The organism is Mesorhizobium sp. ORS 3428, from assembly GCF_001854785.1.
Classification (GTDB): Bacteria; Pseudomonadota; Alphaproteobacteria; order Rhizobiales; family Rhizobiaceae; genus Mesorhizobium.
The window spans coordinates 34,454-51,764 of sequence record NZ_MDFL01000112.1; the positions used below are offsets into that span (position 1 = coordinate 34,454).

The window sequence follows — 17,311 nt, forward strand, 5'->3', positions numbered from 1 at the left end:
TCTTTTCCGAAAACCGGTTCCCACTTTTCGGGATCATGCCTATGAACCAAAGAGCCAGCTTTGCGGGTTCCTGACCGRCTCGCCGCGCTGCAGCGCCTGCAGGCCGAGAATACAGCGGACGATAAACCAGACGGCGACCGCAAACATCAGCAGGAAGCCGATCGCAAGCATCATCAGGACAACGGAGATCAGCACGTAGAGAAGGCCGATCCAGAACGTCCTGATCAGGAATGTGTAGTGGCTTTCGACAAAGCTGCCCGCCTTGCCGCGATTGATGTAGGCAAGCACAATTCCGATAATGCCGGTCACGCCGACGACGAGACTGGCGAGGAAAAGAATGTAGATGACCAGCGCGTTGCTCTGACCCGGCTCGAGCCAGCGGTCGGTCTGGCGCGGTCGGGCGTCCGGGCCTGGATTGGCATTGCTCATGATCCTGCTTCCTCTGTCGAGCGAGGAAGAGTAGCAGAGCTGGAACCCGGCGCCATGCGGCCGGGGTTGAGAATATGCTTCGGATCGAACTCGGCCTTTAGCCGCGCCGACAATGCCGCAAGATGCGGCGGCTGCGGCTCGAACACAGGCAAGGCGGCGCGATGCGAGGYCGCGGCGCGCACCAGCGTCGCATGGCCGCCGCCATGAGTCTGGATCAATCCGCGCAGCAGCTCGGCTTCCGGCTCGTCCTCGCGCATCGAGAGCCACACCAGCCCGCCCTGCCAGTCATAGAAGGCATCGACGGCCACCTGCATGCGCAGCGCCATCACCATATGGTGCGCGTGCGACGGCGCCATCGAGACGCGCCAGACCGGCCTTGCGCCACCATCGGCGAAGGGCGCGCAATCGCGGATGTCGCGCCAAATCGCCCTTGAGGTCTCGCCGGCGATCTCCTGCAGCGGACCGGCCTTGCCGAGCAGTTGCTTCAGAGCCTCGATGCGATAGACGACCGATGGGCCGAAACCCTCGACGCGCAGCAGCGTCGCGGCATCGCTGCCGAGATGGCCGGCGGCAACGCGCGTGGCGACCCGCTCCGGCAGATGGGCCGCACTCGAGACTTCGGCGCTGGAGCCCAGCGCCAGCGCCATGGCGGCGACTGCGTTATCGTCGAGCAGGCCGCGGATGGCTAAAGTCACCTCGGTCTCGGCCGCCGGCAGTACCTTGAAGGTGACGTCGGTCAGCACGGCGAGCGTGCCCCAGCTCCCCGCCATCAGTTTGGAGAGATCATAGCCGGTGACGTTCTTGACCACGCGGCCGCCCGACTTGAAGGCTTCGCCACGGCCCGAAACCGCCGATATGCCGAGAATATGGTCGCGCGCGGCACCTGYCTTCAGCCGCCGCGGGCCGGAAAGGTTCGAAGCCAGCACACCACCGATCGTGCCCCTGCCCGGCTCGCCGCCGAGCAGCGGACCATAGTCCATCGGCTCGAAAGCGAATTGCTGGCCATTTTCGGCCAACAGCTTCTCGATTTCTGCAAGCGGCGTGCCGGCCTTGGCCGACAGCACCAGTTCGGCCGGTTCGTAGAGCGTCACGCCGGCGAGCTCTGAGAGGTCGAGCGTATGCTCGGTCTGCAGTGGACGGCCTATGCCGCGCCTGGAGCCATGGCCACGGATTTCCAGCGGCGCTTCCTCCGCCGCCGCCCATTGGATGGTGAAGAGGACTTCGGTGGGTGAGGACGGGGTGAAGGTGGTCATGGGCGCGCGTCCTTCCTCGCCCCCGCGAAGCGGGGGAAAGAACATAGGTCGCGCTCCCTCGCACCCCCCTCTGTCCTGCCGGACATCTCCCCCGCAAGGGGGGAGATTGGCAGTTTCAGCGCCGCGCCCTCCCACCAGCATTGGAGATTGGCGAAAGCCTTCGCGACGTCTGATCTCCCCCCTTGCGGGGGAGATGTCCGGCAGGACAGAGGGGGGTGTTCAAGCGCCAGCGTATCCACTCAAAACCTCGGAATATCCGGAAACGCCACCTGGCCGCGATGCACGTGCATGCGGCCGAGCTCGGCGCAGCGGCGGAGCTGCGGGAAGACCTTGCCGGGGTTCAGCAGATGGTTGGGGTCGAAGGCGCATTTGACCCGCATCTGCTGGTCGAGGTCGATCTGGTTGAACATTTCCGGCATCAGGTCGCGCTTCTCGACGCCGACGCCATGCTCGCCGGTTAAGACGCCGCCGACCTCGACGCAAAGCCGCAAAATGTCGGCGCCGAAGCTCTCGGCCTTGTCGAGCTCTCCCGGCACATTGGCGTCGTAGAGGATCAGCGGATGCAGATTGCCGTCGCCGGCATGGAAGACATTGGCGACGGCGAGGCCGTATTTCTCGGAGAGGTCGCGCATACCGGCGAGCACGCGCGGCAGCTCCTTGCGCGGAATCGTGCCGTCCATGCAGTAGTAGTCCGGCGAAATGCGGCCGACCGCCGGGAAGGCCGCCTTGCGGCCGGCCCAGAAGCTCAGCCGCTCCTCTTCCGACTGCGAGATGCGGCAGGTGGTCGAGCCGTTGCGATAGGCGATCGCCTCGACGAGGCCGATCAGGTGGTCGACCTCAACGCTCGGCCCGTCGAGCTCGACGATGAGCAGCGCCTCGACATCGAGCGGATATCCTGCGTGAACGAAATCCTCAGCGGCGTGGATCGCGGGGCGGTCCATCATCTCCATACCGCCCGGGATGATGCCGGCGCCGATGATATCGGCGACGCATTGGCCGGCCTGCTCGCTGGTCGGAAAACCGATCAAGAGCGCGCGCGCCGTCTCCGGCTTCTTCAGGATGCGGACGGAGACCTCGGTGACGACGCCGAGCAGGCCTTCCGAACCGGTCATGACGCCGAGCAGGTCATAGCCGTCCTGGTCGAGATGGCTGCCGCCGAGGCGCACCACCTCGCCATTCATCAGCACCATCTCGATGCCAAGCACATTGTTGGCGGTGAGRCCATATTTCAGGCAGTGCACGCCGCCGGAATTTTCCGCGACATTGCCGCCGATCGAGCAGGCGATCTGGGAGGATGGATCGGGGGCGTAGTAGAAGCCCTCCTGCTCGACGGCGGTGGTGATGCCGAGATTGGTGACGCCTGGCTGGGCAACGACGATGCGGTTGGGATAGTCGATCGCAAGGATGCGGTTGAAACGGCTCATCACCAGCAGCACCRCATCCTCGAGCGGCAGCGCGCCGCCGGAGAGCGACGTGCCCGAGCCGCGCGGTACGACGCGAATGTTGCGCTCGTTGCAGTATTTCAACACACGCGAGACCTGCGCCACGGTGTCGGGCAGCACAACGACCAGCGGCAATTGCCGATAGGCAGTGAGACCGTCGCTCTCGAAGGCACGCATTTCGCTGGCCGTGTCGACGACGCCCTCGCCCGGCACGATGATGCGCATGTCGGCGACGATCTCGGCGCGCCGGCCAAGCGTACCGGCATCCGTCTTAGGCATGGCAAGGCCAGACATCGGCACTTCCTCCACTCGACTGGTCAAAATCTTTTACCAGCCGGGACCATTTGTTGCAAACGTTGCTTTGGTCGAGATCAGGTGTCGGACCTAACCCAAGCCTGCAGCGGCAATCTGCCGCTGGGCTACCCTCCCCTTGTGGGGAGGGTCGCGAACGAAGTGAGCGGGGTGGGGGTCCGCGCCGGCTAAGCGCTTTACGAGCACCCCGGCCCCGATCCGCTGCGCGGATCGACCCTCCCCACAAGGGGGAGGGTAAAGTGTGCGTCTATTCGCCCGGATGCTTGGCCGGCTCGGAGTGCATGCGGCGCACGCGCCGAACACCCCACCAGACGAGCAGCACCGCCACCGGCACGGCGGCCGCGGTGACGACTTCCGGCGCGAAGGCATGGCCGAAGATCGACACACCCTTGGCGACATAGCCGACAAGGCCGACGACATAGTAGGAGACGGCGGCGACGGAGAGGCCTTCGACGGTCTGCTGCAGGCGCAACTGCAGACGCGCGCGATTGTTCATCGAGGCGAGCAGGTCGCGGTTCTGCCGCTCGACATCGACATCGACCCAGGTGCGCAGCAGCGTTGTGGCGCGGGTTAGTTTTCGCGACAGGTTGGCTTGGCGCTCCTCCACCGAGCGGCAGGTGCGCATGGCCGGCGCCATGCGCCTTTGCAGGAAGCCCGCCCAGGTATCGTAGCCTTGCACCGGCTCCTCATCCAGCGCCTTCAGCCTCTCGGTGACGATGCCGTCATAGGCGCGGCTGGCGCCGAATCGGTAGAGGCTGGAGGCCGCGTCGGCCTCCAGTTCGGCGGCAAGTTCGGTAAGGTCGGCGAGCAAGGTCTGGCTGTCGCGGGTCTCGGCGGCCTTCATCTCCAGAGTGGTCTGCGCCAGCCGGTCTTCGATGCGGCGGGCGCGGCCGGACAGCGTCAGCGCCAGCGGCAGGCCAAGCATGGCAAGCGTGCGATAGGTCTCGATGTCGATCAGCCGCTGCGACAGCGCGCCGGTACTTGCCGGCGTCAGGCCGCGGTCGAGCACCAGCATGCGGGTCAGCCCATCGCCGTCCTGGCGAAAGTCGGTGATGATGGCCRCAGCACCCCGCTCGACCAGCGAATAGCAGAGGCTGGTCGGATCGAAACCGGCAATCAGCTTCTCGCTCGCCTGCGTCCATTTGCGAATCTCCAGCCGGATGCCGGAAATCACCGTTCCAGGCGGTGAGAAGCCGTTGCCGAAGGGCGAATCCTCCTGGCCGCGGCCGTTTTCGGCGAGCGGCCCTTCCCAGAGATAGGTCGAGAATTCCGTATGCCGCTCCCAGCGCAGCGTGCCCTTGCCCCATTTCATGGCGTGGTGGCGGGCGTGGCGTTCGGGCGCCGCAATGCCTAGGCGCCGCGACAGGTCCGACAGCACGGCATGGTCGACGCCCGAGCCGCCCTCGGTCATGAAGGAAAGCTGGATGAGCACGCGCGGCTTCTCGACCAGCGGATGCGGGCGGGCGTGCACCTCGCCCAGCGCGCCGGGCCGCCCTTCATGCGCCGGAAAACCCATGACGCTGCCCTGAGCGCGCGGCTGGAATTCCAGACTGGACATCTCGTCCGACACGGCTGGTCCCCCTGATTTCGACCCTTCGTGCAACCCCCGTCCTCTTGCGGYAATCGGCAATGCACGTAAACAGCAAATTTTAGCAGGCACGGATGGGACGGCGCGGCGGCGCAGGCGACCGGACCCGCCAAATTGGATAAATAATTTGACCAGTTGGCGACAGACGCTTTAGTCTGCGCGGCATCCATCCGTTCCCAGGCGTCTCTCCGTTGAGCGATATCTTCTCCAGGATCGAGCATTCGCGCACCGCCGACGAGGTGGTGCAGCAGATCGAGAGCCTGATCCTCGAAGGGGTGCTGCGCACCAGCGACCGGCTGCCGGGCGAGCGCGAGCTGGCGCGCCAGTTCGACGTGTCGCGGCCGATCCTGCGCGATGCGCTGAAGGCGCTGGAGGCGCGAGGGCTGTTGACCACCAGGCCGGGCGGCGGCACGCATGTCGCCGACGTCATCGGCCAGCTCTTCACCAGGCCGGTCACCGACCTGATCTCGATGCACCGCAAGGCGGTGACCGACTACCTGGAGTATCGGCGCGAGATCGAGGCGGTGGCGGCCGAGTACGCGGCGCGGCGCGCAACGCCCGAGGATCTCGCGCTCCTCGACCGCATCATGGCGCGCATGGACGAGGCGCACCGGACCGGCGACTTCGACGACGAGGCGGAAATCGACGTCGAGTTCCACCATGCGGTCTGCGAATGCGCGCACAACATCATCCTCCTGCACACGCTGCGCTCCTGCTACCGGCTGCTTTCCGAGGGCGTGTTCCAGAACCGGCTTCTGGTGTTCACCGTTCCCGGCGCGCGTGACGCGCTGCTTGAGCAGCACCGGGCGATCCACGCCGCGATCAAGGCCGCAGACCCTTTCGCGGCACGCAAGGCGGCGATGGACCACATCACCTATGTCGAGCGCTCCATGGCGGAAGCCGAGCGCAGCGGCGACTGGAAGCGCGTGTCGCGACTGAGGCTGAGACAGCGCTCGGAAGCCGGCGACATCGAACGCAAACGCACCTAAGCATCGATCAAGCGGGGACCATATGAGCGACATCCTCACAATCGCCGACCTCAAGGACATGGCGCGCCGCAAGGTGCCGAAGATGTTCTTCGACTATGCCGATTCCGGCGCCTGGACCGAGAGCACCTACCGCGCCAACGAGGAGGATTTCCAAAAGATCAACTTCCGCCAGCGCGTGCTCGTCGACATGACCAACCGTTCGCTTGAAACGACGATGATCGGCGAGAAGGTGGCTATGCCGGTGGCGCTCGCCCCGACCGGACTGACCGGCATGCAGCATGCCGATGGCGAGATGCTGGCAGCGCAGGCAGCGGAGGAGTTCGGCGTGCCGTTCACGCTGTCGACGATGAGCATATGCTCGATCGAGGATGTCGCCTCGGCGACCAAGAAGCCGTTCTGGTTCCAGCTCTATGTAATGCGCGACAAGGATTTCGTCTTCAACCTGATCGACAGGGCGAAGGCCGCAAAATGCTCGGCACTGGTGCTGACGCTCGACCTGCAGATCCTTGGCCAGCGCCACAAGGATATCCGCAACGGTTTGTCGGCGCCGCCCAAGCTGACGTTGAAGAACATGCTGGACATGGCCATCCGTCCGCGCTGGTGCATGGGCATGGCCGGCACCCAGCGCAGGACTTTCCGCAACATCGTCGGCCATGCCAAGGGGGTGGGAGACCTCTCATCGCTCTCGTCATGGACGTCGGAACAGTTCGACCCGCAGCTTTCCTGGAAGGATGTCGCCTGGATCAAGGAACGCTGGGGCGGCAAGCTGATCCTGAAGGGCATTCTCGACAAGGAGGACGCGCTGATGGCGGCCGAGACCGGGGCGGACGCGATCGTCGTGTCCAACCATGGCGGGCGCCAGCTCGATGGCGCCGCCTCGTCGATCTCGGTGCTGGAAGAGATCGCCGACACCGTCGGCGACAGGATAGAGGTGCATATGGACGGCGGCATCCGCTCGGGCCAGGACGTRCTCAAGGCGCTCTGCCTTGGCGCCAAGGGCACCTATATCGGCCGACCCTTCCTCTACGGGCTCGGCGCCATGGGCAAGGCAGGCGTCACCAAGGCGCTGGAAATCATCCGCAAGGAAATGGACATCACGCTGGCGCTTTGCGGCAAGCGCCTGGTTACCGACATGGGCAAAGACCAGCTGCGGCGCTAAATCGCGTCGCGCAACGCGGATTAGCCGTTGCTTCTTGCGCATGTCGTTCTCTCAACCGCTGTGCACTTTTGGGCGACATGCGTTAAGTCCTTATGTTTGCGCATGTCGTTCTCCCAAAACCGCTGCGCACTTTTGGGCGACAAGCGCTAGGGGCTTATTCACCGATCCGCCCTAATTTCCCGTGATGGTTGATGGTTGACACGGGAAGACACTCGCCTTGACTGAGGCCGGCATCCACTATCTCGACGCGCGCGGACCGGACGGCCTGCGGCTCTATGCGATCGGCGACGTGCATGGCCGCCACGACCTTCTCGCCGCCATGCACCGCCGGATCGAGAGCGAGCTGGAAAACGCGCCTCCGTCCGACTGGCGCATCATCCATCTCGGCGACTATACCGACCGCGGGCCCGACTCGAAAAGCGTCATCGACTTCCTCATCGCGGCGCGAGAGCGCGACCCGCGCAACTTGATGCTCGCTGGCAACCACGACATCGGTTTTCTCGACTTCCTTGCCGAGCCCGACCCGGACGGGCTGTTCATGCGCTTCGGCGGCGTCCAGACGGCGCAATCCTACGGCGTGTCGCTATCAGCGGGCGGCGGCTGGTTCGGCAGGTCGGATGAGGCGCTGTCGCACAGCCACGCGGCCCTGGTCGATGCGGTGCCGCAAAGCCATGTCGACTTCCTGCGCTCGCTGTCTTTCTCGGTGTCTTTCGGCGACTTCTTCTTCTGCCATGCAGGCGTCCGGCCGGACGTACCACTCGAAAGCCAGAGCCCGCAGGACCTGATCTGGATCCGCGATACCTTCCTCGACCACGCCGGCCTTTATCCGAAGGTGATCGTGCACGGGCACACGCCGGTGCCGGAGGCCGAGGTGATGGCCAACCGCGTCAATGTCGACACGCTCGCCTGGCATTCGGGAATGCTCAGCGCCCTGGCCGTCAACGGCGACGACAAGCGGATCCTGACCRTGCAGGGAAAAGCGTTCTAGACGCGCTAGACACGATCCCGGGCTGCGGGATCTGCTTTCCGTCTACCGGGATGGATCAGTGTCAGTTGAGCGAGGCGGTGACGCCGTAACCGTCAACGGCCCGGTGGTTGGTCGCTGCATCGGCGGCATAGATACCGAGGCCGCAGAGCACGATGGCAGACAGCATTACGAAGGACAAAAGCGCTGCTTTCACGGACGTCATCTCTGGTTAAGCTTTCAGCATCTGTGCACAAGGCGGTTACCAATGCGTTGAAACGATAAAATGCGTCTCAATGTTTCGACGATTTCGCGCTTCTAAGCAGATTCTGTATCGCCGGTGTGTCGGCTGGATCACACAAAAGGTTCATGGCGGTTGCGCCGACGATACAAAGCGCGCCCTCTTAGGCGAGCAGCCGGACACAAACCAAGAATGAAGAGGGTTTTCCCCAGACGGAACCGCGGAGGCGTGCCAATTATGCCACGCTCGGCAAAGCGACCGGTGCGCTCAGATCGTGGCCACCCAGGCGCGGGCGATGGCGAGCCCCGCAGCGTCGGCCTCCGGCCCGTTGCGGGCCATCTCGTCGTCGAGCTTGCCGGCCCAGTCGGGATGGCGCTCGGCGATCAGCGATTGGAAGGCGGTGCTCCAGTCGCGCACCAGCGGCCGGTCCGCCTCGAAATGGAACTGGAAGCCGTAGACGGCGCGGCCGATGCGAAAGGCCTGGTTCTCGGCGGCATCGTTGCCGGCGAGTCGCACGGCCTTTTCAGGCAGGTCGAACGTGTCGTCGTGCCACTGGAAGATCGGGAACTTTTCCGGCAAGGCGCCGAGCACCGCATCGGCCTTGGCTTCGGTGGTCAGCGACACGCCGCGCCAGCCGAATTCCACCGCACCGCCGATGTGGTTTTCGGCGCCGAAGGCGCGCGCGAGAAGCTGGCCGCCGAGACAGATGCCCAGCACCGACCGGTCCTTGCCGGCAAAATCGCGCGTCAGTTCGAGAAGCGCGGGAAAATAGGGATAGTCATTGTCGGCCAGCGCGTTCTGCCCGCCGCCAAGCACCACCATGGCATCATGCCCGTTGGCGTCCTGAGGCAGCGGATCGCCCTGATAGGGGCGGCGCAGGTCGAGCTCGGCGCCGGCCTCCGCGAGAGCGGCGCCGACCTGGCCTAGGCCGGTATTGTCGTAGTTCTGGACCACCAACACCCGCATTAGAGAATCCTGCTGACATGAAAATGCTGGGGCGAGCGATATCATGCCGGTTGCATTTCAGCCAAGCTGCGTGCCGGAGAGAACGCTATGCCACTGCAGAACCGGGTCGATCCGTTCGGCGCCATCCATGCCGTGACCGAGYGCGGCCTGTTCATGGGCAATCGCGGCATCATCCATGATCCCGAGACGAAGACGCTGCTGAGGAAGCGCTGGGCCTTGCCGGCCTGGATCATCTGCGTCTGCGACTTCCGCAACGTGCGGCGCGAGCCGATGGGCCGCAACCGGCAAGGTGGCAAGGCCGGCTGGACCGAGCTGTTTTTCCTCGACGAAGTCACTGCACTCGCCGCCGGCCACCGGCCCTGCTTCTTCTGCCGACGCGAACGGGCGACCGACTTCGTGCGGCGATTCGGCGAAGCCTTCGGCGTTGCCGAACCGCGCGCACCGATGATCGACAAGCGGCTGCACAAGGAACGGCTGGCCTCGGGCGGCCGGCCGCCCGCCCTCTCCGCGGAAGAGCTTGGTGGCCTGCCCGACGGGACGATGGTGGCCGATGGTGGCACCGCCTACGCGCTGCGCGACGGCAAGGCGCTCGGTTGGTCGTTCGCGGGCTATAGCGCCCCGAAAGCATTCGACCGCCTCGCCGGGCGATCGCTGCGGCTCATCACGCCTGCCACCAGCATTTCGGTGCTGAGGCAAGGCTACGCGCCGGTCTGGCATCCGTCGGCCGATACTTGACGGCAACGCTGCCCTCGCCCATTGCTCGGCCATGCGCGCCAATTACAGAATGCAGCGGCTGTTCGTGCCGGACGATCTCGGGCCAGGCCTCGAATTCGATGCTGGACAACAGCAGAGCCATTATCTCGCGCATGTGCTGCGGCTCGGTGAAGGCGCCGAGATCCTTGTCTTCAACGGCCGCGACGGCGAGTGGTCGGCGGCGATTGCCGTCAAATCCAAAARGGCGGTCCGGCTCAAGCTGCTTTCGCTCCAGCGGCCGCAGCCGCCGCTGCCCGATCTCGTCTACTGCTTCGCGCCGCTGAAACAGGGCCGGCTCGACTATCTGGTGCAGAAGGCGGTGGAGATGGGCGCCGGCATCCTGCAGCCGGTCATTACCCAGCACACGCAGGTGGCGAAACCTGGCATCGAGCGGCTGCGCGCCAATGTCGTCGAGGCGGCCGAGCAATGCGGCATCCTGGCGGTGCCGGAGTTGCGCGAGGCGGAAAAGCTCGAGCGGCTGCTCGGTGGCTGGGACAAGGAGCGGCGGCTGATCTTCTGCGACGAGGATGCCTCGACCAACAACCCGCTGCCGGCCTTGCAGAAGGTGGGTGAGAAAAAGCTCGCGCTGCTGGTCGGGCCGGAAGGCGGATTTTCCGAGGACGAGCGCAAGATGCTGAGGGCGCTGCCTTTTGTCACCGCGATTCCGCTCGGACCGCGCATCCTGCGCGCCGATACGGCCGCCGTGGCGGCGCTTGCGGTGATCCAGGCGTCACTCGGCGACTGGTGATCAAATCCTCTTGAGGCGTGGCTCAGGATTTTTTGCTTGATCGTCTGCCGGCATTTCGTCCATCTAGCGCCGGCGGCCGTCCGGCCCCTGCAGCACCCTGCGCGCTTTTCGACGCGCTAAAGAGGCTGTAGCACTAAGATCTTGTGCAGGATGCCCGGCGGAAATCGAAGCCGATTTCCGGGGCGATGCGCTCGGAGGGGCTTCATGGCGCGCGACACAACCGATACCAGTCCCATCGAAGGCATCGACGAACTCGTCGGCTACCTGGCCGCGGGCAACAAGCCGCGCGACAAATGGCGTATCGGCACGGAACACGAGAAGTTCCCCTTCTATGTCGACGGCAACGCGCCGGTGCCTTACGGCGGCGAGCGCGGCATCCGCGCCATACTCGAAGGCATGCAGGAAAAGCTCGGCTGGGATCCGATCATGGATGCTGGCCGTATCATCGGCCTGGTCGAGCCGACCGGCCAGGGCGCGATCTCACTGGAGCCGGGCGGGCAGTTCGAGCTCTCCGGCGCGCCGCTGGAATCGATCCATCAGACCTGCCGCGAGGGCAATGCGCATCTGGCGCAGGTGCGCGAGATCGCCGAGCCGCTCGGCATCCGCTTCCTCGGCCTCGGCGGCAGCCCGAAATGGTCGCTGGCCGAAACGCCGAAGATGCCGAAGTCTCGCTACGAGATCATGACCCGCTACATGCCGAAGGTCGGATCGAAGGGCCTCGACATGATGTATCGCACCTGCACGATCCAGGTGAATCTCGACTTCGAGAGCGAGATCGACATGCGCCGCAAGATGCAGGTGTCGCTCAAGCTGCAGCCGCTGTCGACGGCGCTGTTTGCCAACTCGCCCTTCACCGAGAGCCAGCCGAACGGGCTGCAGAGTTGGCGTGGCGACATCTGGCGCGACACCGACAACCAGCGCTCGGGCATGCTGGAATTCTGCTTCGCGCCGGATTTCGGCTTTGCCGACTATGTCGAATGGGCGCTCGACGTGCCGATGTATTTCGTCATCCGCGACGGCCACTATCACGACATGACGCGCTACACCTTCCGCCAGTTCATGGCCGGTGCCGCCCGCAAGGAAGTGCCCGACGGCCTGCCGACGATGGGCGACTGGGCCAATCACCTGTCGACGCTGTTCCCCGACGTGCGGCTGAAGCGCTTCCTCGAAATGCGCGGCGCCGACGGCGGACCCTGGCGGCGCATCTGCGCGCTGCCGGCTTTCTGGGTCGGGCTGCTCTATGACGAGCAGGCGCTGGACGCCGCCGAGGCGCTGACCTCGAGCTGGACCTACAAGGAAGCGCTGGCTATGCGAAACGCAGTGCCGGAGCATGGCATTTCGGCGCCGTTCCGCAACACCACCCTGCGCGAGATCGCCCGCGACGTGCTCGCCATCTCGCGCATGGGCCTGAAGAACCGCGGCAAGAAGAACCGCGACGGCTATGACGAAACCTCGTTCCTGAACACGCTCGACGAGGTCGTGGCGCGCGGCACCACCAGCGCAGAAGAAATGCTTTCGGCCTACCACACGCGCTGGGGCGGCTCGATCGAGCCTGTGTTCATGGAGTATGCCTACTAACTGCCCGGCATCCGCCTGAGAGTGGCTGTAAAAGCCGCTTCAATCGACAATGGAAAGGAAATAGGCTTTCCGGCGAGCATTTTGCCGGAGGAGATCCTATGCCTTCCCTGTTCGACATCTTTGCGCAGGCTCAGAACGGCGCCGGCATGCAGGCGCTGGCCCAGCAATTCGGCCTTTCGCAGCAGCAGGCCCAGGCCGCGGTCGAAGCGCTGCTGCCGGCCTTCTCGCAGGGGCTTCGGCGCAATACCGCGGATCCTTACGGGCTGGGCGCCTTCATGACGGCGATGGCGAGCGGCCAGCACGCCAAATATTTCGAGGACGTGACCCGGGCGTTCACGCCGCAAGGCATCGATGAGGGCAACGGCATCCTCGGTTACCTGTTCGGCTCGAAGGATTTGTCGCGCGCCGTGGCGAGCCAGGCCGCGCAGGCCACAGGGCTCAGCCAGCAGGTGCTGCAGCAGATGCTGCCGGCGATGGCCTCGATGATGATGGGCGGGCTGTTCAAGCAGACCAATAACCAGATGCAGGCGGCCGGTGGAACCGGCAGCAATCCGCTCGGCGAGATCATAGCGGAAATGATGCGGCAGGCAGGAGGCGGCGTGCAGGCCGCGCAGCCGCAGCAGGCACCCAATCCCTATGGCGACAACCCGTTCGGCAAGGTGCTGCAGGACATGTTCGGCGGCGCGGCGCAGCCGTCGCAGGCCCCCAATYCCTACGGCGACAATCCGCTCGGCAAAATGTTCGAGGAGATGCTGCGCCAGGGCAGCAGCTTCGGCATGCCGGGTGGACAGCCGGCGCCGCAGCAGCCCCCGGCACCAGAGCCGCCGACCAATCCGAGCGGCAGGCCGAGAAACCCGTTCGATGACATCTTTGCCAAGATGTTCGAGACCGGCGCGCAGCAGCGCGACGAATATCAGAAGAACATCGAAACGATTTTCGATCAGTTCAAACGCGGCATGGACCAGCGGTAGGGTTTGTCGCTTACCACGCGGGGTCATCATCCTGGGGCGGAGCAAGGAGCGAAGCGACGCGGCGCAGATCCCACGATGACGAGGTTGAGAAAAAATTGCCCGGTCCTAGCTAGGACCGGGCAATGTGCAGGCAGGCCGGCGGGGAACCGGCAGGGAGTGTGGGAGCCTGCATGAAGCTTGGTCGCGCTGAGTCTTCCAAAGGTTCACCGCGACCGGAAATGCAGCGAGCGCAGCCGTTCAGGCAACCCTGCGGGCGACATCCTCGATGGAGTCGGCGCGTTCGCTGGCGATGGCGCGCAGCTTTGCCGTCGGATCGCGGCCGAAGGGCACGTCGATGGCGACATGGAGGTCGGCGCGGGTGAGGCCGATATCGGCGAGCTCGGCATCCGACATCTCGCCGAGGCGATAGAAGGCGCGGCGGTTTTTCCAGGCACGATAGGCGTTGGCGACCGCATTGAGCACGCGGGTCGCAACGGCCGGACGCGTGGTGATGCGCGGGGTCTCGGAGGCGAATTCGATCGTGGTCATGTCAGTCTCTCCTCGGAGTCGAACGGACGAAACCGCGCAATCGGCGCCTTGGGAGAAGCGCCGTCGCGGTCTCGATTCACATGCCCTCATGTGGATACTGCTAATTTGCCGGAGATCGATTGATTAATCCAACGAATGTTTCTAATCTTTAGCATCAACATCAATGATGGATTGGACCGATGAAAGCGCCGCTCGATCTCGATCAGTTGCAGACCTTCATCTCGATCGCCGACACCKGAAGTTTTACCCGGGCGGCCGAAGAGGTGCACCGGACGCAGTCGGCGGTGTCGATGCAGATGCGCCGGCTGGAGGAGCGGATCGGCAAGCCGCTGTTCGAAAAGGACGGGCGCACCAACAAGCTGACCGAGGAGGGCGACAGACTGCTTTCCTATGCGAGGCGGCTGATCTACCTCAACCGCGAAACGCTCGCGGCCTTCGACGACCAGCGGCTTGAGGGCACCATCCGAATCGGCACGCCGGACGATTATGCCGACCGTTTCCTGCCCGAGATCATGGCGCGCTTCTCGCGCTCCAACCCGCGCGTCGAGCTGACGGTCATCTGCGAGCCGACGCCGGGCCTGGTTGAGCACATCAAGCGCGGCAATCTCGATCTCGCGCTGGTGACGCACAACGATACGCGCGGCCAGTCGGAAGTGGTGCGGCGCGAGCCTTTGCTCTGGGTCACCTCGGCCAACCACGCCACGCATGAGCAGGAGATCCTGCCGATGGCGTTCGGCCGGCCGAACTGCATCTGGCGGCGCGCCGCGGTCGACGTGCTCGACCGCCAGAACCGCGAGTATCGCGTGCTGTTCTCCAGCTTCTCGGCAACCGTGATCACGGCCGCGGTTCTCGCCGGCCTCGCCATCTCGGTGTTGCCTGAATGCGCATTGCGRCCGGGCATGCGCGTGCTCGGCGAAGCCGACGGGTTCGACACGCTGCCGGACTGCCGAATCGGCATYATGCGCGGCCAGACATCGCAGCCGGAGATCGTCGACGCGTTGGCCAGACACATCGCCGAGAGCCTCGACAACATTTCCGTGCCGGTCGGCGAAGAGACGGGGAGCTTCGACTTCGCAGCGCTTGCCTTCGCCAAGATGAAGCGGACCAAGCCCAGTCAGATCCTGCCAGGCTGGTAAGTGTCACGCGTGGGCGACAGTCCGCTCCACAGCGCTCGACGACAGACCCGGCAATGCCAGCAACTGGCCAGGTTCCAGCGGCGGCGACAGAAGATAGCCTTGCAATTGGTGGCAGCCCATGCGGACGAGCCGGGCTTTCTGTTCGTCGGTCTCGACGCCTTCCGCCGTCACCTCGACCTTCAGCGCCAGCGCAAGCTCGATCAGCGCCTTGACGACCGCCGCGGCGCTCTTGTCCTCGTCCAGCATGCGCACGAATGAGCGGTCGATCTTCAACTTGTCGATGGCATGGCGGCGCAGATAGCTTAGTGACGAATAGCCGGTGCCGAAATCGTCGAGCACGATGCGGATGCCGGAATTGCGCAGTGCGGCGATAACCGAACTGATCGTGTCATTCTGCTCGAGGAGTACGGCTTCGGTGGTCTCGAGTTGCAGACGGGCCGGATCGAGCCCGGTTTCCTCCAGGATCGCCGCGACTTGGTCGGCAAAGCCCGAGTCGCGCAACTGCATCGGCGAGATGTTGACGGCGATCCAGGGCAGGTTAGTCCCGAGGGCGAAGCGGCACGCTTCCGTCAGCACCCATTTGCCCAAATCGCCGATCAGGCCGCGCTCTTCGGCAATGGCGATGAATTGYGCCGCCGGTAGCGCGCCATGCACCTCGTGCCCCCAGCGGATCAAGGCTTCGGCGCCGAGTATCTGGCGGCCGTCGATCGAGAAAACCGGCTGATAAGCGAGCTTTATGCCGTCGCCCCCGGTCAGTGCCTTGCGCAGTTCGGCCTCGACCTTGCGCTTGCGCAGCAAAAGGTCGTCCATGTCGCCGACGAAGACCTGATAGCGGCCGCGGCCGTTCTTCTTGGCTTCGTAGAGCGCGATGTCCGCCTTGCGCAGCAAGTCGCCCGCATCGGTGTCGGGCCCGGTCGAGAGCGCGATGCCGATGCTGGCGCCGACAAAGACCTGATCGTCGATCAGCCTGAACGGTTCGCGCAATTTCAGCAGCAGCCTGTCGGCGATGTCCTCCGCGCTTTTGACATCGGGAACATCAAGCAGGATGATCGCGAATTCGTCGCCGCCGAGCCGCGCCACGGTGTCGACCTCGCGGATGGTGTGCCGGAGCCTCGCCGCCGTCTGCCTGACAAGCTCGTCGCCGGCCGGATGGCCGAGCGTGTCGTTGACATGCTTGAAGCGGTCGAGATCGAGGTAAAGCAGCGCCACCTTCGCAGCGTCATGCCTGGTGATGGACAGCGTGCGCCGCAAGCGATCCTCGAATAGCGCCCTGTTGGGCAAGCCTGTGAGCGTATCGTGGAAGGCGAGATATTGCGCCTGGTCCTGGCTGGTCTGCAGCGCGGCGGATGCCCGGCGCAGCCGCCGCAAAAGGAACGTCAGAACACCCCCGGCGACAACCAAGGCAATCCCCAAGGCCGGCCCCATCTTGCGCAGCAGAGTGAGCCCGGGCCTATCCTGGTCCCAGCCGATATAGCCAAGGATCACGCCGTGGGAGTCGACCAGCGGGACCGCTGCCTCGCCGACCGGTTGCGACAGCGGCACAAGACGTGCGCCGTCGAGCAGATATTTTCCCGCGATCTTGCCGATCAAGGCGTCATTTATGAACTCGGCCGAAACATGCAGATATTCGGTGCCTGGCGCCTGGGTGATGCGGTCCGTACTCGGCACCAGCGGCATYACGCTCAGGATCGTCGGTTTTCCATCGAGTTCCACCAGGTCCTCTGCGACCATCTTGGCCGGCTGACCAGGGGCATCGGCCTTCGGCGGTTCGGCCAGCATGCGGCGCAGCTTCTCGATAGTCGGCCGCAGGGTGGGCTCATCTTCGGCGAAGGCAGACACGTCGACCACCTCGCCTTCCCGCATGGCGTGGATCGGACGATTGGCGGCGTCAAGTATGTAAACCCGGTTGTGGCCGTAGTAGGTATACATCCAGACGCTGAGATTCTCGACTATCCAGGTCTGATTGCCGGCCTTGGCGTTGGTGACGGCTTCGTCCCAGACGGAAACGCTTTGYTGCTCGCGCTCAACGGCGGCGATCTTGTCTTGGAGGCCGTCGGCAACGAACATTTTCTGGCGTTCGAGCGAGGCATGGTCGGCCTGGGCGGCCGCGTAGTAGCCAAAGCCGACGAGAATCGCCAGCGCGAGGGCGGCAAGCGCCAACACGGTCAGCGTGACCTGGTGCATCAACGGGCTGCTGTTCGGGCGTGGGCTCATGCGTCCTTGGGCCGGCTGTGTTGGGGGGCAGTCAAAGCAA

The 17,311-nt window shown here is 64.6% G+C and carries 16 protein-coding genes; 8 read left to right on the top strand and 8 right to left on the bottom strand.

Annotated features, from left to right (window positions below; translation table 11 throughout):
* Positions 1-39: 39 nt before the first annotated feature.
* From ORS3428_RS12045 to ORS3428_RS12060, 4 genes are all read right to left on the bottom strand, one after another.
* Entirely contained in the window at positions 40-429 is a 390-nt protein-coding gene (locus tag ORS3428_RS12045; protein ID WP_071097841.1) for a DUF4870 family protein, read from the bottom strand.
* Positions 426-1,682, bottom strand: a complete 1,257-nt coding sequence (glcE, locus tag ORS3428_RS12050; protein WP_071097843.1) for a glycolate oxidase subunit GlcE — start codon at positions 1,680-1,682, stop codon at positions 426-428. The genes ORS3428_RS12045 and glcE overlap by 4 nt, the downstream gene beginning before the upstream one ends.
* A 239-nt stretch (positions 1,683-1,921) precedes the next feature.
* Positions 1,922-3,418 carry an FAD-linked oxidase C-terminal domain-containing protein gene (locus ORS3428_RS12055; protein WP_071097846.1) on the bottom strand — a complete coding sequence of 499 codons (1,497 nt, stop codon included), beginning with the start codon at positions 3,416-3,418 and terminating at the stop codon, positions 1,922-1,924.
* A gap of 265 nt (positions 3,419-3,683) precedes the next feature.
* A complete protein-coding gene (locus ORS3428_RS12060) occupies positions 3,684-5,006 on the bottom strand; it encodes a DUF3422 family protein (protein ID WP_071097849.1) in 1,323 nt (440 codons plus the stop codon).
* Positions 5,007-5,215: 209 nt separating this feature from the next.
* Between ORS3428_RS12060 and ORS3428_RS12065 the strand changes: the two genes are divergently transcribed.
* From ORS3428_RS12065 to ORS3428_RS12075, 3 genes are all read left to right on the top strand, one after another.
* Positions 5,216-6,013, top strand: coding sequence for an FCD domain-containing protein (locus tag ORS3428_RS12065; protein ID WP_071097852.1), 798 nt, complete (start codon positions 5,216-5,218; stop codon positions 6,011-6,013).
* A gap of 22 nt (positions 6,014-6,035) precedes the next feature.
* Positions 6,036-7,172: an alpha-hydroxy acid oxidase gene (locus ORS3428_RS12070; protein WP_071097854.1), complete on the top strand. Its 1,137-nt coding sequence runs from the start codon at positions 6,036-6,038 to the stop codon at positions 7,170-7,172.
* A gap of 217 nt (positions 7,173-7,389) precedes the next feature.
* Entirely contained in the window at positions 7,390-8,160 is a 771-nt protein-coding gene (locus ORS3428_RS12075) for a metallophosphoesterase (RefSeq protein ID WP_071097856.1), read from the top strand.
* A gap of 61 nt (positions 8,161-8,221) precedes the next feature.
* On the opposite strand, the gene ORS3428_RS34210 is transcribed toward ORS3428_RS12075, so the two are convergent.
* The gene (locus tag ORS3428_RS34210; protein WP_263481599.1) at positions 8,222-8,353 is read right to left on the bottom strand and encodes a hypothetical protein; all 132 of its coding nucleotides are present in this window, start codon (positions 8,351-8,353) and stop codon (positions 8,222-8,224) included.
* A 291-nt stretch (positions 8,354-8,644) separates the two neighbouring features.
* The gene (locus tag ORS3428_RS12080; RefSeq protein ID WP_071097859.1) at positions 8,645-9,343 is read right to left on the bottom strand and encodes a type 1 glutamine amidotransferase; all 699 of its coding nucleotides are present in this window, start codon (positions 9,341-9,343) and stop codon (positions 8,645-8,647) included.
* Positions 9,344-9,430: 87 nt separating this feature from the next.
* Between ORS3428_RS12080 and ORS3428_RS12085 the strand changes: the two genes are divergently transcribed.
* From ORS3428_RS12085 to ORS3428_RS12100, 4 genes are all read left to right on the top strand, one after another.
* Positions 9,431-10,078 (top strand): hypothetical protein, encoded by a 648-nt coding sequence (locus ORS3428_RS12085; RefSeq protein ID WP_071097862.1) that lies wholly within the window; start codon positions 9,431-9,433, stop codon positions 10,076-10,078.
* 31 nt (positions 10,079-10,109) lie between these two features.
* Entirely contained in the window at positions 10,110-10,844 is a 735-nt protein-coding gene (locus ORS3428_RS12090) for a 16S rRNA (uracil(1498)-N(3))-methyltransferase (protein ID WP_071097864.1), read from the top strand.
* 204 nt (positions 10,845-11,048) lie between these two features.
* The gene (locus ORS3428_RS12095) at positions 11,049-12,422 is read left to right on the top strand and encodes a glutamate--cysteine ligase (protein WP_071097866.1); all 1,374 of its coding nucleotides are present in this window, start codon (positions 11,049-11,051) and stop codon (positions 12,420-12,422) included.
* A gap of 98 nt (positions 12,423-12,520) precedes the next feature.
* Positions 12,521-13,393 (top strand): DUF937 domain-containing protein, encoded by an 873-nt coding sequence (locus ORS3428_RS12100; protein WP_071097868.1) that lies wholly within the window; start codon positions 12,521-12,523, stop codon positions 13,391-13,393.
* A gap of 237 nt (positions 13,394-13,630) precedes the next feature.
* Here the strand turns inward: ORS3428_RS12100 and ORS3428_RS12105 are convergent, their stop codons facing one another.
* The gene (locus ORS3428_RS12105; protein ID WP_071097871.1) at positions 13,631-13,921 is read right to left on the bottom strand and encodes a DUF1127 domain-containing protein; all 291 of its coding nucleotides are present in this window, start codon (positions 13,919-13,921) and stop codon (positions 13,631-13,633) included.
* 179 nt (positions 13,922-14,100) lie between these two features.
* On the opposite strand from ORS3428_RS12105, the gene ORS3428_RS12110 reads away from it, so the two are divergent.
* Positions 14,101-15,057 carry a LysR substrate-binding domain-containing protein gene (locus ORS3428_RS12110; protein ID WP_071097873.1) on the top strand — a complete coding sequence of 319 codons (957 nt, stop codon included), beginning with the start codon at positions 14,101-14,103 and terminating at the stop codon, positions 15,055-15,057.
* A gap of 3 nt (positions 15,058-15,060) precedes the next feature.
* Here the strand turns inward: ORS3428_RS12110 and ORS3428_RS12115 are convergent, their stop codons facing one another.
* Positions 15,061-17,241, bottom strand: coding sequence for a bifunctional diguanylate cyclase/phosphodiesterase (locus ORS3428_RS12115; RefSeq protein ID WP_244507935.1), 2,181 nt, complete (start codon positions 17,239-17,241; stop codon positions 15,061-15,063).
* Positions 17,242-17,311 lie beyond the last annotated feature (70 nt).